Raw genomic sequence first — 15,211 nt, 5'->3', positions numbered from 1 at the left:
GGTTCAGGCCCCCGCCGTTAGCTGCTGCGTCCGCGCCTGCTCCTCGCGCTTCACCTCTTCCACCGGGATGTAATAATCGCGGTTGTAGTTGAAGCTGTGCCCGATCGCGACGGCAAGCAGACCGGCGACCGCCACCGCGGCGAGCCACCAGATGTACCAGACCATCGCGAAGCCCAGCACGGTCGCCAGCCCGGCGAGGACCACACCGGCGCCGGTATTCCTGGGCATATGGATCGCCTTGAACCCGCGGTTCGGCCGCTGGTAGCCGCGCTTCTTCATGTCGTACCAGGCATCGAGCTCGTGGACGACCGGCGTGAAGGCGAAATTATACGGCGGCGGCGGCGAGGAGGTCGACCATTCGAGGGTCCGCCCGTTCCACGGGTCGCCGGTCGTGTCGCGCAGCTTCTCGCGGTTCTTGATGCTGACCGCGATCTGGATGACAAAGGCCAGGATCCCGACCAAAATAATCAATGCGCCGATGCCGGCGATGATGAACCAGATCTGCAAGCTTGGGTCGTCGAACTGGCGCACGCGACGCGTCGTCCCCATCAATCCGACGATGTAGATCGGCGTCCAGGCGACCCAATAGCCAACGACCCAGCCCCAGAAAGTCACCTTCCCCCAAAACTCGTCAAGCTTGAAGCCGAACGCCTTGGGGAACCAGTAATACATGCCGGCAAACAGGCCGAACACGACGCCGCCGATGATGACGTTGTGGAAATGGGCGACAAGGAACAGCGAGTTGTGGAGCACGAAGTCGGCCGGCGGCACCGCGAGAAGCACGCCCGTCATCCCGCCGACCACGAAGGTCAGCATGAAGGCGATGACCCACATCATCGGCAGCTCCATGCGGATTTCGCCGCGGTACATGGTGAACAGCCAGTTGAAGATTTTCGCACCCGTCGGGATGGCAATGACCATCGTCGCAATGCCGAAGAAACTGTTGACGCTGGCGCCCGATCCCATGGTGAAGAAATGGTGGAGCCACACGAGATAGCTGAGGATTGTGATGACCACGGTCGCATAGACCATCGACGAATAGCCGAACAGTCGCTTGCCGGAGAAGGTCGAGGTGATCTCGGAGTAAATCCCGAACACCGGCAGGATGAGGACGTAGACCTCCGGGTGACCCCAGATCCATACCAGATTCCAGTACATCATCGGGTTGCCGCCAAGGTCGTTGGTAAAGAAATTCATACCCAGGTAGCGGTCGAGCATGAGCATCGCGAAGGCGCCGGTCAGTGCCGGGAAGATCGCGATCGCCAGCACCTGGCTACACAGTGCCGTCCAGGTGAATACCGGCATCTTCATCATCGTCATGCCCGGCGCGCGCATCTTGATGATCGTGGTGACGATGTTGATGGCCGACAGGGTCGTTCCTATCCCTGCTATCTGTAGCGCCCACAGATAGTAATCGGGTCCGGTCCCGGGACTGTTCTGGAGGTTCGCGACGGGCACATAGTTAAGCCAGCCCGCGGTCGAGAATTCGCCCACGAACAGGCTGATCATGACCAGCACTGCTCCCGACACGGTGAGCCAGAAGCTCAAATTGTTGAGATAGGGGAAGGCGACGTCGCGAGCGCCGATCTGCAGCGGCATGACATAATTGATCACGCCCGCAATCAGCGGAATGGCGACGAAGAAGATCATGATCGTCCCGTGCGCGGTGAAGATCTGATCGTAGTGGTGGGCGTTGAGGTAACCCTCGTTGCCGGCGAATGCCATCGACTGCTGCAGCCGCATCATCAGCGCGTCGGCAAAGCCCCGCAGCAGCATGATGATGCCCAGGATCGTGTACATGATCCCGATCTTCTTGTGGTCGATGGTGGTAAACCACTCGCGCCACAGCCAGCCCCACAGCTTATATTTGGTCACCGCGCCGGCGATCCCGATGCCGAGCAAGGCGACCACCGCGAAGGTGCCGATGAGGATCGGCTCGTGAACGGGAAAAGACTCCCACGTCAGGCGGCCGAAAATGATCTTGGAGAGCGGTTGGTCAGACACGGGTCGCTGGGTCTCCGGAAAGCAGCTGTTCAACGTCGAGCGCGGACATGTTTCGGTCCTCGCTCTCGGGTGCGGGCTTGGTGGCGGGCAGCTCGGCCTCGTCGCGGCCGAAGCGGTTATTGTTGCGCACCGCGCCTTTCTCTTGCGGCGACTTCATCAGCGCACCTTCGGGTTTGCCGTGCTGCGGCATCGAGCTTCCGCGCGGCGGCATGTGCCGGGCCTCGCCCCTGTCGTGCGCCATGATCTGCGACATGCAGGGGGTTCCCGGCTTGACGCAACGCTCGAGAATCCGGCGATAGAGGTCGCCGTCGACCGCGGCGAAGCTGATCGGCGGAACCTTCTCGCTTCGCCGTTCGAGGCGCTGATAGGTGGCGAGGTCGAGCGCCCGCCCCGAACCCTTCACCCCCTGCGCCCAACGCGCGAAGCCGGCATTGTCGACGCCGCGTAGCTTGAAGGTCATGTCGCTGAAGCCGGCACCGCTATAATTCGCCGACATGCCCGAATATTCGCCGGGCCGGTTGAGCACAGCGTGGAGCTGGCTCTGCATGCCGGGCATGGCATAGATCATGCCCGCTAGCGTCGGCGCATAAAAAGTGTTCATCATGTTTGTCGAGGTAATGTCGAAACGCACCTGGCGATTGACCGGAAGCACCAGCTCGTTGACCGTCGCGATCCCGAGTTCGGGGTAGATGAACAGCCATTTCCAGTCCATCGACACGACCTGGATCGGCATTGGCTTTTCCATCGGCGCGTCGGCGCCCTGGCCGGCTTCGATGCGGTCGAGCGGACGGAACGGATCGAGCAAATGCGTGCTCGACCAGGTTAGTGCGCCCAGTGCGATGATAATCAGCAGGGGGGCCGACCAAATCACCAATTCCAGGCTCGTCGAGTGGTCGAACTCGGGGTCGTAGGTTCCGCCCTTGCCCTTGCGATAGCGCCAGGCAAAGACGACAATCAGGATCATCACTGGAACGATGATCAGCAGCATCAGCCCGGTCGAAACATAGATGATGTCGCGCTGCTGCCGCGCCACGTCGCCGGCGGGGTCGAGCACCGCGCGCTGGCATGCGCCGAGCAGCAGCGCCGCGGCGGCCACCACGCCTAGCAATCGTGCGCGGCCAAACCGCAAGGACATCTGCTCTTTCATGACCCGCCCATATAGAGGCCGCGGCGATTCGACATTTGACATCGGTCAAGTCCGCTAGGCGGGTTGCGGCTTATTGAAAACATTTTCCGGCCTTGCCTTGCTACGCGCGCCGCGCGAAGGAGGGCCGCGCCTCAAGAGGATGCACGCAAGGATGAGCGTTACACCGTCGGCCGCTAATTCGACCCCGCTCGAACGCGACGCCCGCGTGGTCAACACCCGCCACGACCATATTGAGCCGCGCGATATCGCGATCGGCGTGATCATCGGCCGGACGAGTGAGTTCTTCGATTTTTTCGTCTACGCAATCGCATCCGTTCTGGTGTTTCCGTTCTACGTTTTCCCCTTCGTCGATCCGCTGACAGGGACGCTCTACTCATTCGCGTTGTTCGCCCTCGCCTTCGTCGGGCGGCCGATCGGCACGTTGCTGTTCACCTGGCTCGATCAGAGGCACGGTCGTGGGGTGAAGCTAACCCTCGCGCTCTTCCTGCTGGGAGGCTCGACCATGGCGATCGCGCTATTGCCCGGCTATGCACAGGTCGGCGCGCTCAGCATCTGGATCCTCGGCTTTTTCCGCCTCTGCCAGGGCATCGCGCTTGGCGGCGCCTGGGACGGTCTGCCCTCACTCCTGTCCTTGAACGCGCCGCAGAAGCATCGCGGCTGGTATGCGATGATCCCGCAATTGGGCGCGCCGCTCGGTCTGATCGTCGCCAGCGCCTTGTTCGCTTATTTCCTTGCGCTTCTGACCCCTGAGGACTTCCTCCGGTGGGGCTGGCGCTATCCCTTCTTCGTCGCGCTGGCGATCAACGTCGTCGCCTTGTTCGCGCGCCTGCGCATCGTCGCCACGCCCGAGTTCACGCGCCTGTTCGAGAATCGCGAGCTCCAGCCTTCCGAGCCGTTCGAGACATTGCGCAAGGAATGGCGCACGATCGCTCTGGGCGCATTCGCGCCGTTGGCCAGCTTCGCCCTGTTCCATCTCGTCACCGTCTTCCCGCTGTCCTGGGTACAGTTGACGACCGACGAAAGCCTGGTGCGCTTCCTCCTGCTCGAGGCGGTTGGCGCCGTCGTCTGCGTCATCGCCATGCTCGCTGGCGGGATGATCGCGGACCGCGTCGGTCGCCGCGCTTTGCTTGGAGTGTCGGCGGGCCTGATCGGCGCCTATAGTGGCTTCGCTCCCCAGCTCCTCGCCGCCGGCGGAATCGGTGAGGCCATCTACATGCTGAGCGGCTTCGTTCTCCTCGGCCTCGCCTTCGGCCAGGCAGCGGGCGTCATCAACAGCAGCTTCGCGCCTCATTACCGTTACACCGGCGCGGCGATCGTCTCCAATTCGGCCTGGTTCCTCGGGGCCGGTTTCGCCCCCTGGTAGCTTTGTTCCTCGCGAGCCGCTTCGGCCTCTGGTCGGTCGGGCTTTACTTGCTTTCGGGCGTGCTCTGCACCCTCGGTGCGCTGGCTATCAACCGCGAGTTCGGCAAGCGAAACGCCTGATCGGCACTCTTGGTGGGGACACGGCTGGCCTTATTTGGGATGGCCATTTTGGCGGGTTGCGCCACCGTACCTGACGTCGGGACGCGCGCGATCCTTTGGCAGTTGATGAACAGCAGCGGGCAATGATTCCCGCGTCTGACGTTGCGGGCATGGCAGCCTTGTTCGCCCTAATCTGCGCATTAACGCTTGGGGTGGCCGCGTGCTTCCCCGAGCGAGCTTGGCCGGACCTAAGGGATTGTCCGCTTTCCACCCATTGCGGACAATCAGCTTGATTCGTCTGGGCCCTTTTTTCGGTCGGCGCGGCGGCGGTCGAGGAAGGCCCCGAGCCACGACAGGAGTGCCGCGATTATGACGGCGCTGACGCCGAAGAATGTGGCGTGATTTCCATAATAGCCGAGCGAGTCTGGCATCAAGACGAACGAACCAGGTGCCTCCTGTGGCCGCAGTGCCAAATCCAAGAGAGTAGCCGGGAGAACGACTAGCATCAGCCCGACATTGGCCAAGCCGTGCTTAGGGGGCCTGCTGGCACATGTGGCCCTTCGCCCATTGCAGACATGATGCACCACTGCCATCAGAAGCTGAATGGCCAGGCAGGGGCTGCCGAATGGCGAACGTGTTCCTAAGCTACGATCGAGTCAACGCGACTGCGGCGCGTTCGATAGCCAAGACCCTTGAAAAATCCGGGCACAGCGTCTGGTGGGACCAGCGTATCCACGGTGGCGCCGAATTCAGCAGGGAAATTGAGCGAGCGCTCGGTGACGCCGACGCAGTCCTTGTCCTCTGGTCAAGGGAATCGATTGAAAGCGCATGGGTGCGCGATGAGGCTGCAGCAGGGCGGGACCGGGGGCGACTCGTACCCCTATCTATAGATGGCACCGAAGCGCCTTTGGGCTTTCGGCAGTTCCACACTTTGACAGCGCCGGGCGGCAAGCTGTCCGCGCCACGCTTACGCGAACTTCATATCGCGATAGATACGGTCACCGGCGCACCGCGGCCGGCATCGGAAAGTGCGCCGAGCCGCTGGCGAATATCCCTGCAATCGGTTGCTATAGTGGCAATCGTTGCACTGGTTGCCGCCGGACTGTTTGTCTGGAGACCGTGGTCGGTAAAACATGGAGACACGGTTCTTTCCGTGATTCCAGCGGCCGAGCACCCGGCGTCGCAAAAGCTCGCGAACGAACTCACCACGAAACTAAGCGAACTTAATGCATCGAGCGCACTTGGGGTTCGGATGGTCGATGCCACGCATTCCAAAGACGCAGACCTGCTGATCACGGTTTTGGCGTCGAGCGCAGCCGACGCCGCCTTGACACTCAAGTCAGGCCGAGATTCGTCCATTCTCTGGTCGCAGGAGTTTCAGCAGCCCTCCGGGAGTCCCGCCGACCTGCTCCAGCAATTGGCATTCACTGCCGCACGCGTAACCGGCTGCACCGCCGAGGGTCTTGATGGCTCCATCAGATTAAATGCCAGTGCGCTTACAACCTATTTAAAAGCCTGTGCGCAACTCTCGGAGATTGTAACGGCCAGCACGCGCCCGGCGACGCCCTTGTTACTCGACGTCCTGAAGTCTGAACCTCGCTTCACGCCGGCCTAGTCAAAGCTTTTGCTTGCTGAGGCGGAGATGACTGACTTGCGATTCACGGCTGGTGAGCAAGATCTTCGAATGCAGGCCGATCTTAGGCGCCACATCGGGCAAGCGCGCGCGATCGATCCCAAGATGGCCGAGGCTAGCATCGCCGAGGCGGCCTTACTTCCAGTTCGTGACTTTCACGCACGCGGCCAAGCGATTTCGGCGGCAGCTGCTCAGAAACCCGATGATCCAATTATTCTGGACATCTTAGCGAGCAATCTGGCTGCGTCCGGCTACCTTCGCGACGCCGTCGAGACCGCAAGTCGTGCAGTAACGCTGGATCCGCTGTCCCCAAAGATTCGCAGCACATATATTACTCTGCTGACCTACGCCGGATCCTTTGATGCGGCCAAAAGGGAATTACGAAAGGCTGAAAAACTTTGGCCAGGGACGGCGAGCGTGGCAGACGCACAATTTCGATTTCACTATCGCTACGGCGATCCGAAGATCGCTCGACCTCTCTTTGAGGACCGCGCGAACGTTGGCGGCCGCGGGCCAAGATTGATCATGGCAACGCGGGAAGATCCGAGTCCGATCAGAGTGCAGGAGTTGCTCAACTTTGTCCGCGAGCGCTTGCGCAATATGGAGAATCCGAGTGCCGGAATCGGATTCGCCATTTTGGCGTTCGGTCAATTCGGTCAACCTGAGGACGTGATTTCAACACTCCTTTCGTGGCCAAAGACGGAGGACGTGGCGGTTATTTCCGAAGTCCTTTTCCGACCAGAATTCACCGCCACTCGGCGCGACAAGCGATTCATGATGATTGCCAAGCGCGCTGGGTTGCTCGAGCTTTGGCAGAAGAGCAACGAATGGCCCGACTTTTGCTCTGAACCTGGTCAAACCTACGATTGCAGGGCGGAAGCAGCAAAACTCGGTTAAACCTCAGCGGTGTTGGGAGCCACACGGGCGTTCGGTTCGCACATTGTTTTCATGTTTGATTACCGCAAGCGTCTTTGATTTCCTGGTTCTTTCAGGACAGGTGTGTCCTCAACTCTTTTGCGATGCTCCTCTCGGCATCCACTACACTGCTGTGATAAGGCTGGGGCAAGTCAGGGTGGGGCATGGCCGACGTCTTTATTTCCTATTCGCGAGCCGACCAGGAATTGGCTCGCCGCGCGGCGTTAGCGCTGAAGAGAGCGGGCTATTCGGTGTGGTGGGATAATGATCTTCCCGCCCACCGCGCCTACACCGAGGAGATCGAGCAACAACTACGCGAGGCTAAGGCAGTCTTGGTACTGTGGTCGGCTGAAGCGGCGCGCTCGCAATGGGTCCGTGCCGAGGCGGATCTGGCGCGCAATGCGGGCACGTTGGTTCAAGCGCAAACCGACGGCACCATCCCGCCCCTGCCGTTCAACCAAATCCAGTGCGCCGACCTGAAGGGCTGGCGCGGGAGTGCCAAGCATCCTGGCTGGACCAAGCTTGTTGCCAGCACCGGCGCGCTGGTCGGTGGGGAAGCACTGCGTGCAGCGCCGGCTTCGGCCAAAAGTGGCTTCCACTGGCGCCGGCCTTGGGTCGCGGCGGCGGCGCTGTTGCTGCTGATGGCGATCGGGGCTGCCGCCTATTGGATGCGCGGCAGTGCGGATGAAGGCCGGCCAGTGGTCGCTGTCATGCCGTTCCAGAGTCTCGATAAGCGCGACGAAAGCCTTGTCGCCGGTATTTGGGAGGACACGCGCCAGGCCATCGGTCGTAATCCACAGTTGCTGGTCCTTGGTCCGAACACACTTGAGCAGCTCGCTGAAAAGGGCGGCGATGCGCCCAACAAGGCTGCGGACTATCTGGTCCAGGCCAGCGTTCGCTCGGTCGGCGATCGCATCCGCGTCAACACCAACCTCATTCGCACGGCGGACGGTGCGCAATTGTGGAGTGAGAATTTCGATCGAAGGCTCGACGATGTCTTCGCGCTGCAGAGTGAGATTGCCGGCGAAATCGAAGGACGAATTCGCGGACGCCTCGCGGCGCGCGGCGGCAAGCTACCCGAAAACATCGCGACCAGCGGCGAGGTCTATGCGCTCTACAGCGACGCGCGCGCAAAAATCCGCAAGCGCAATTACGTACATTATGCTGAGGCCGCAAAACAGCTTGAGCAGGTCGTCCGTAAAGATCCCAATTTCGCGCCCGGCTGGGCGACGCTGGCCGTCGCCCGAACCCTCGGCGCCGGGGTTACCGCTGAGGGAACCGCTGAGGCCGAGGCGCGCCGCGCCATTGCACTCGCGCCAAATCTCGCGGCGGGTCATGCCGCGCGTGGCTTCGCGCTAGGGCAAGGTCCTGCCGCCGAGGCGGCCCTGCGGCGGGCCATCGCGCTCGACCCCAACGATATCGAGGCAATGAACTGGCTGGCGAATAGTCTTGGCACGTCTCGTCGTGAGGAAAAGCTCCAACTCTATTCAAAGATTGTCGAGATCGAGCCATTGTGGTGGCCGGCGATACTCAACATGATCAATCTCCTCGTGCGCGACGGCAATGACCGAGCGGTACGGGCCGAAGTCGAGCGGGTGGAGCGGCTGGGCGACCAGTTCACTTCCACGCTCATCCAAATTCGCTTGGCCGAACGGACGGGCGACGTCTCACAGATCATCACCATTGGTCTCAATCAATATCGTCGGGCATCGCCGGACGAGAAAGAAATGATTGGGCGCGCCCTTTGGCCTTACTTGGTCAAGATGGACCGCTTCGACCTTGCCGATCGGCTAGTCCCGATGCCCCCACATGCGGCCGAATTCATCCCGCCATTGCGGCGGTATGAACCACGCGCAATCGACATGATCGAGGAACGTGTGACGCCGCGCCAATTCTGGACCCAGGGTCCGCTTCCGGTCACGGCCTCCAGGGTCTACCTCGTCAACAATCAGGGGCCGCGCCTGGCCAAACTTTACCATGCAGCGGCGCCCAATCCCGACGCGTTCGAGAAGCTCGTCTCCCCCGGCCGCTTAATCGAGATCGCGCCGTCGCTTGCACTCGCCCTTCGCAGCGCAGGCGAGGATAACGACGCATCGGAAATCCTGAAACGTGCCGAAGCAGCGGTCGAAAGGAGCGCCGAGATGTCGGGCGAGGAGCAGGTTAACTTGGCTCGCATTTATGCGGCACAGGGGCGCAAGGACGAAGCGATTGGCCAGCTATCCGCCGCCATTCGCCAGAACTGGCTTCCGACTTTCACGCCCGTGCCGACAGATATCGCTATCGATCCGGCGCTGGGTCAACTCAAAGGCGATCCGCGCTTCGAGCGGCTGCGCCAGCAGGTCACGGCCCACCTCGCCAAGGAAAAGGCCGAGCTCGGCCCGATCAGCTTGAACTAGCGGGTCAACTTCGCCGCTAAAGTAACAAAGAACCGCCGCCCAATGACGTCATACAGCGACGGATCGGTGTTCGCCTGAATCTGATTGGTGCCCAAAAGCGATGGCTTTCGGTTGGTTAGGTTGTTGACGCCAAACGTCAGATCGAACGTGCGCGGCAACGCGAAGCCGATCGACGCGTCGAAGTAATTGCGCTCCTCAAGCCGAAGCGCGCGTCCGGGAATGTTGCTTGGCGGCGTCGCGCCCAGCGCCTCGGCATAGCGCAGGCGACCATTGACGGTGCCAGAGAAATAGCGGTGGCGAAGGCTAAGGGTGAAGGGTCGGCGTGACCAGGTAACGCGATTGTAGAGTTTCCACTGCGGCTGTGCGGCGCCGAGGATGGTGAAGCCGCAAGCCCCGCCGAACGCGCCGCCGCAGCGGATAGGGTCCACGTTAGCGTTCAGCTGCAGCGTCGACTTGAGCAACCGCGTGCCCGACAAGTTGAGTGCCAGGTTGCCGCCTAGCACGCGAGAGCGATAGCTGGCCTGCCAGTCGATGCCGCGCGCCGCCACGCGTATGAGGTTGGCGGTCGGTAGAAAGATGGACGCGATCTGCCCACCCTCGTCGCGCTGGAATGCTTGACAAAGGGGATCGGCTGGGTCGCCGCCGCCGAAGATGCAACCGAAAATGGTGGCTTGCGCGCCGCCGCCGAAGGTGCCGATCGCGTCGCGGATCTTGATGTCATAATAATCCGCCGTCAGCGTCAGGCTCTCGAACGGGCTGGCGACCACACCAAAGGTCATCGTTCTGGCATTTTCCGGCTTGAGAGTGGTCGATCCGGTTTGCGTCGCTAAGGGAAAAAAATCGATATTGTCCGTAGGCAGGCCGACACCGCCATTGCGTTCGCAGGCCGCAACTATGGCGGGTTCGTCGAGCAAACCGAATGCGGGGCGCACGGGTCAGTGACACCGGTCGAGGCCACGCTTTCTTCCAGGAACATTTCACGCACGTTGGGCGCCCGAACCGCCTTTTGCAGCCCGCCGCGAAAGCGAAGTTCGCGCACCGGCGACCAATAGCCCATCGCTTTCCAAGTCCATACCGCGCCGACGCTGCTGTAATGTGAGAGACGGAACCCCGGCTCAAGCGAGAGCTCGCGGGCGAACGGACGATCTTTGAGCAACGGGATCAGTGCCTCCCGAACAGCTCGACCACGCGGGTCCGGCCTGCTGAGCCGACCGATGGCTGAAAGCCGAGGTTATCGCCGTCCGCCAGCGTGCGATCGGGGCGATAGGCAAAGGAAGTCTGGCGAAAATGCGCCCCGATCGCGATGTCCAGGTCACCTGCGGGCAGTTTCACCACCGGCCCCCGTATGACACCTTCGATGATCTTCTCCTTAACTCGCGTGGATTCGGATGGGTTGGCGCGAATGAAATCCGCCGCCGCGGCGCTGATGTCTTGTTTGCCGAAGATATTGATCGGCACGCACCCATCGCTGGGGTCGATGCAGGTGATGTTCCCGCTCCCATCCGCACGAACCAGGATCGCCTGCTGAATGCGCAACGCCGAGGCGCTATTCTGCAACGGGGTGTTGTGGGTCACGTCGCTGCTGCTGAAATAGACGTCGTAATCGAACGGCCCGAAACTCCGGCCTCTGGCGCCCAGCAGGATGCGATAGGCAAGGCGGTCGTTGACCGTCTGGCGCGGCCCCAGCCCGGTCAGGCGCGATCGGAACTGGCCGGGCAGAGTGACAAACCCATCGGCGTCGCCGCCGTAGGCCGGGTTAATTGTGAACCCGGTCACATTGCTACCAAGGAAGCCGCGGTCGCCCTGCGCATCAACGCCGAACGTGTCTTCGAGCACCTGCCGCGCCTGAGGCGCCAGGAAAGGGTTGTCGAGGTTGATGCGCAGGCGCGGGACAGTCCCAGCACCAGTCCCGATTCCCGCGGCGGCAGGCGCCAATTGCTGCGGGCTTCGCGTGTGGATCACACTAATCTCGGTGTAAGGCTCAAAAAAGTCCGAAATGGTGAGGTGGCCGATGAGGTTTGCGCTGATGCGGCGCAGCGGCACTTGGAGGTAATTGTCCGCGGCAAAATTGTAGGCGTCGGTCGCTGCATTGAATCGCACGATCGTGCCGTCCTCGGCGAACCGCGCGCCACCAAACCTGGTGAAGCTATTGCCCGGACCACGGAACAGCGCGCCCGTGCCGCCCTGGAAGAGCCCCGCCGGAATGAACGTGCTCCCGCCCGCCAGATAGCCAAACTCCTCATCGGCGCCATCGCAAAGACCATCGGCATTGGCGGCCGGGGTGCTCACTCCGGTTTCGGAGATCGTGTTCTTGATCACGCAGCCGTCCTGCAGCGTGTCGCGAGTGTAGGCGCGGTCAGCCTGCACCAGCGAATCCTGATCCAGCCAGCCGATAGAGGCGATGAGGTTGCCGCGCCCCTTGAAGATATCGAGCCCGTAGCTGAGATCGGCGCTGCTCACCCGTCCGTCGCCGCGCTCGCTAATGGCGCTGCGCGCGTCGAGATGAAGCCCCTTAAGGTTATTCTTGAGGACGAAGTTGATCACACCCGTCACCGCATCCGAGCCGTAGACCGCCGAAGCGCCACCGGTGACAATGTCGACACGATCGATCAGCGACGCGGGAATGGTGTTGACGTCGATCTCCGGCACGTTGCCGGCGTCATTGGCAATCCAGCGACGACCGTTGACCAAAATCAGGGTTCGCACGCTTCCGAGCCCGCGCAGGTCGAGCGTGGCGGCGCCAGTGCCGGGATTGTTTGAAGTGGTCGTAAAGCTCGGTGTGATTTGCGGCATCTGGTTGAGAGTTTGCTCAACGTTTGCCACCCCCGTGAGAGTGAAATCCTCGGGGCGGACGCTCTCCACCGGGCTGCTGCTCCGGCGGTTAGGAGTTTGAATGCGCGTTCCGGTAACGACAATGACGGGCGGGTCAGCTGGCTGTGGAGGTTCTGCCACCTGCGCTGCTGTCGCTGCAGCGCTCCCTAGCGCGACGACTGCATCGATGAACGTACCTGCCGTCACTGCCCCCGCCGACGCTACGAAGCTGGAAGCGTACAGGATCTTACTGATTTTGGCACTACACCTAATGTTGTCGAGCCACGAGTGGCAGAATGGGGAGCTAGCTCCATCCCAAATGGGAAGGCTCCCCTATCCCCTCACACTAATTCTATCGCTGTATAAGACGCGCCCACCCCAATTGGCATTGACTCTAACCCGACTTAGGCGCCCGCCGCTTCGGAAGGAGACTCAACATGGCTGTCGCCAAAACATTAGAGATCATCTCAAGCTCAACTGAAAGCTTCGAGGCTGCCGTTCGGGATGGCATCGCCAAGGCAGCTGAGACTGTTCACGGAATCCAGGAGGCATGGGTCCAAGGGACGAAGGCTATAATTCGCGACAATCAAATTGCTGAGTGGCGGGTCACACTGAAGATTACCTTCATCGTTTCCTAGCTTTGAAGGCTGACGCGCACTGAAGGGCAGGCATTCAGGCGGTGCGCCTACGGATTGCTTACAAGGAGACAGGTCTTGGATATCAATCAAATGCTACAACAGACTGGCGCCGTAGATGCGATTTCGCGCGAGCTTGGCGTCGATAATTCGACGGCCCAAGCGGGCGCGGCCGCCTTGCTGCCGTCGATCCTTTCGAGCTTCAAGAACCCGGTGGCAGCAGCAACGCCTGCACCGACAACGGGAAGCGCGTTTCCGAACCTGGAAGGTCTCGGCGGGCTATTCGGCACCATCGGTGGTTTGGGCGGAGGCGGTCTGCTCGACAACGTGACATCGGATCAGGCGACGGAAGTCGATAAAGGCAACCAGATTCTCGGTCAGCTCTTCGGCTCAAAGGACGGCAGCCGCGCTGTTGCCGCGAGCGCAGCAGCTCAGTCGGGCGTCGAACCGTCGTTACTCAAGAAAATGCTCCCAATTCTCGCAATGGTCGCAGCGGGCTACGTGATGAAACAAGCAAGCCAGGGAGGGGGCGGCTTGGGCGGAGCGCTCGGCGGGATCTTGGGTGGTCAGAAGTCGCCAAGTGGCGATGATAGTCCGGCACCTAATACGCGGCCAGGCGGTGACATACTAAGCGACCTCATAGGAGCCGCAGGCAAATACTTGGCCCGTTGATAACGGCATTCGATACTCCCGAAAGGAGCAGAAGCATGAGTATCTTTGGAAAGATCAAGGACGCAATCTTCGGCAAGAAAGTTGCTCCCGTACAAGAGCCCGGGATGCGGCAGTCTAATCCGTCATCGCCCGTCGGGGGCGGCGATGTTACTATTGCGCCGGCGCCAACAACTCAGCCAGATACCCAGGTTAACGTAGAGCAGGTGCTCGCAGGGATCGCCGCGTCAAAAGGCAATCCTGACCTCAACTGGCGCACTTCAATCGTGGATCTGATGAAGCTGCTGGACATGGACTCGAGCCTTCAGAACCGGAAAGAACTTGCGACCGAGCTTGGCTATACGGGCGAAAAGGACGGTAGTGCGGAGATGAACATGTGGCTTCAGAAGGAAGTGATGCGCCAACTCGCCGCGCATGGCGGGAAGATCCCGGCAAACCTTACCGACTAGCGGCACAATGCGGGGCAGCCAGGTGCTGCCCTGCTTTCGCTACCGCCCTTGCAGACACGGACCCCGTCAAGCTGATTGAGACGAGCCGGCAGGTTCAATTCTTTTGCCGTTACCTCGTGCCCTCTTCCTGCTCCCGGGCGACAATAGCACGTACCATCTCCTCGTAGGTTTCTGACATGGCGACGTGGATCTGCCTGGCTCTTGGATGCCTAGCATTGAGCGCCGCAGTCCGTTCTTCTGACGCTCTTCGTCTGAAGTATGAGAGATCACAGTTCACGACGCAGCCCCCGCGTTCCGCCAGTGAGTCGCTGACGACGACGCCCACATACCAGTGAAAATCAGCATGTTGGAGTCTCGTGCTAGCTCAACGAGCGCAATAGTGACGCACGTTCTGGCCGGCGGCAGCATTGGTTCTGACTCTCACCCCGGCCACCACTTCGGTCGAGCGACCGTCTCCCCGTATCGCCGTCACGGAGGAAGGCCGCGGTCACATGCTCGGCGTTGCATCGACAAGCGCGATCAAAGTAAAGCCACGCGTCGGCTAAAGGAGTGCGGCGATCGTGGAGGTTTCTTACGGCCGGTCGACCGAGGCCTTGATCGTAACCGCTAACGGGCGCGTCGACGAGTCGAGCTGGTCCGAATTTAGTGCGTATCTGGTGGATGGCGTCCGGAACGCCGCGAACCAATCGCTATGGACGATGATCATCGACCTCTCAAAAATCGACTATATGTCGTCGCGGGGGCTTCGAGCTCTGACGATCGCCCGTCAGGAAGGCATTGCATCCGGCGTCTCGGTCCGGCTTGCAGTGCCCAACGAAGTAATGCGCGAGATACTCTCGATTAGCCGCTACAACCGCCTTTTCCCGGTTGACGAATCGCTTCCGCCCGACATTGCGAGCCTCACGTGAGCCCAAGTCTCCATGGCCATCCGCTGATAACTCGATTTTGGGGCACGCGAGGGACGCTCCCCGTCGCGGCGACTGCGCGCGACGTTCGAATCAAGGTCGCCAACGCGCTCGTCCACGCCAGCGGAACGATCTTTACGACGCAAGAGGAAGCGTTGAACTATATCGACCGGGAACTCGACTTCG

At 61.0% G+C, this 15,211-nt stretch carries 11 protein-coding genes and 1 pseudogene; 8 read left to right on the top strand and 4 right to left on the bottom strand.

All coding sequences use genetic code 11. The features are described 5' to 3' along the window. Nucleotides 1-3: 3 nt before the first annotated feature. On the bottom strand, nt 4-2,004 hold the full coding sequence (gene cyoB, locus H9L13_RS03005; RefSeq protein WP_187538909.1) for a cytochrome o ubiquinol oxidase subunit I: 2,001 nt from the start codon (nt 2,002-2,004) through the stop codon (nt 4-6). Then, nucleotides 1,997-3,151, bottom strand: coding sequence for a ubiquinol oxidase subunit II (cyoA, locus tag H9L13_RS03000; protein WP_235091121.1), 1,155 nt, complete (start codon nt 3,149-3,151; stop codon nt 1,997-1,999). Before cyoA ends, cyoB begins: the two co-directional genes overlap by 8 nt. A gap of 151 nt (nt 3,152-3,302) precedes the next feature. On the opposite strand from cyoA, the pseudogene H9L13_RS02995 reads away from it, so the two are divergent. From H9L13_RS02995 to H9L13_RS02980, 4 genes and pseudogenes are all read left to right on the top strand, one after another. Beyond that, nucleotides 3,303-4,633: pseudogene (locus H9L13_RS02995) on the top strand (MFS transporter). 604 nt (nt 4,634-5,237) lie between these two features. Continuing rightward, entirely contained in the window at nt 5,238-6,227 is a 990-nt protein-coding gene (locus H9L13_RS02990; RefSeq protein WP_187538907.1) for a toll/interleukin-1 receptor domain-containing protein, read from the top strand. A gap of 69 nt (nt 6,228-6,296) precedes the next feature. Next, entirely contained in the window at nt 6,297-7,142 is an 846-nt protein-coding gene (locus tag H9L13_RS02985) for a tetratricopeptide repeat protein (protein ID WP_187538905.1), read from the top strand. Between the two features lie 182 nt (nt 7,143-7,324). Then, nucleotides 7,325-9,556: a TIR domain-containing protein gene (locus tag H9L13_RS02980; protein ID WP_187538903.1), complete on the top strand. Its 2,232-nt coding sequence runs from the start codon at nt 7,325-7,327 to the stop codon at nt 9,554-9,556. On the opposite strand, the gene H9L13_RS02975 is transcribed toward H9L13_RS02980, so the two are convergent. Continuing rightward, the gene (locus H9L13_RS02975; protein WP_187538901.1) at nt 9,553-10,488 is read right to left on the bottom strand and encodes a TonB-dependent receptor domain-containing protein; all 936 of its coding nucleotides are present in this window, start codon (nt 10,486-10,488) and stop codon (nt 9,553-9,555) included. The genes H9L13_RS02980 and H9L13_RS02975 overlap by 4 nt on opposite strands. A 229-nt stretch (nt 10,489-10,717) precedes the next feature. After that, on the bottom strand, nt 10,718-12,418 hold the full coding sequence (locus H9L13_RS02970; RefSeq protein WP_187538899.1) for a TonB-dependent receptor plug domain-containing protein: 1,701 nt from the start codon (nt 12,416-12,418) through the stop codon (nt 10,718-10,720). Nucleotides 12,419-12,804: 386 nt separating this feature from the next. Here H9L13_RS02970 and H9L13_RS02965 point away from each other — a divergent pair, with 386 nt between their 5' ends. The 4 genes from H9L13_RS02965 (at nt 12,805) to H9L13_RS02950 (ending at nt 15,028) form a co-directional block, all read left to right on the top strand. Further along, entirely contained in the window at nt 12,805-13,005 is a 201-nt protein-coding gene (locus H9L13_RS02965; protein WP_187538897.1) for a dodecin family protein, read from the top strand. A 75-nt stretch (nt 13,006-13,080) separates the two neighbouring features. Next, entirely contained in the window at nt 13,081-13,674 is a 594-nt protein-coding gene (locus H9L13_RS02960; RefSeq protein WP_187538895.1) for a DUF937 domain-containing protein, read from the top strand. 35 nt (nt 13,675-13,709) lie between these two features. Further along, the gene (locus H9L13_RS02955; RefSeq protein ID WP_187538893.1) at nt 13,710-14,120 is read left to right on the top strand and encodes a DUF3597 domain-containing protein; all 411 of its coding nucleotides are present in this window, start codon (nt 13,710-13,712) and stop codon (nt 14,118-14,120) included. A 560-nt stretch (nt 14,121-14,680) separates the two neighbouring features. Beyond that, nucleotides 14,681-15,028, top strand: coding sequence for an STAS domain-containing protein (locus H9L13_RS02950; protein WP_187538891.1), 348 nt, complete (start codon nt 14,681-14,683; stop codon nt 15,026-15,028). The last annotated feature ends 183 nt before the right edge of the window (nt 15,029-15,211 follow it).

This window comes from Sphingomonas lutea (assembly GCF_014396785.1).
Taxonomy (GTDB): Bacteria; Pseudomonadota; Alphaproteobacteria; order Sphingomonadales; family Sphingomonadaceae; genus Sphingomicrobium; species Sphingomicrobium luteum.
Note: the sequence above shows the minus strand (reverse complement) of the source record. Positions and strands in the feature narration are given on the sequence as shown.